The sequence below is a fragment of the Clostridium estertheticum genome, from assembly GCF_018861295.1.
Classification (GTDB): Bacteria; Bacillota; Clostridia; order Clostridiales; family Clostridiaceae; genus Clostridium_AD; species Clostridium_AD estertheticum_D.
Window position 1 is genome coordinate 1 of the sequence record NZ_JAHLDM010000104.1, and the last position, 564, is coordinate 564.

At 31.4% G+C, this 564-nt stretch carries 1 protein-coding gene; it reads left to right on the forward strand.

Going from position 1 to position 564, the window contains the following annotated elements; all coding sequences use genetic code 11:
* Nucleotides 1–67: 67 nt before the first annotated feature.
* On the forward strand, nt 68–564 hold a 497-nt coding region (locus tag KPL54_RS25865; RefSeq protein WP_290444473.1), incomplete at its 3' end, for a carboxyl transferase domain-containing protein.

The following is a 564-nucleotide window of genomic DNA, read 5'->3' on the forward strand; positions in this document are numbered from 1 at the left end:
CAGATATTGAAACTTCATTTATAGCACCGACAGAAAGACAAAAGTAATACATAAGGAGTGAAATTTTATGGTAACTTTACCTTTTGAAAAGAACATGTATGAACTTAAAAGTAAAATAGATGAGCTAAAAAATTTAGCAAAAGATCAAAATATGGATTTAGATAAAGAGATAAGACAGATGGAAATAAAGCTCTATAATATGCAAAAGGAAGCCTATAAAAATTTAACTGCTTGGGATAAAGTAAGTATTGCAAGGCTAGTGGAACGTCCGACTGCTCTTGATTATATAAACAAAATTTTTGATTCATTTATTGAGTTACATGGCGATAGATATTATGGAGACGATGCTTCAATTGTTGGTGGAATCGCAGAGTTTAATGGTATACCTGTAACTGTTATAGCGCAGCAAAAAGGAAATAACACAAAAGAAAATATAAAGAGAAATTTTGGGATGCCAAATCCTGAAGGATATAGAAAAGCTTTAAGACTTATGAAACAGGCAGAAAAATTTAAAAGACCTGTTATTTGTTTTGTTGATACTCCAGGGGCATATTGTGGATTAGG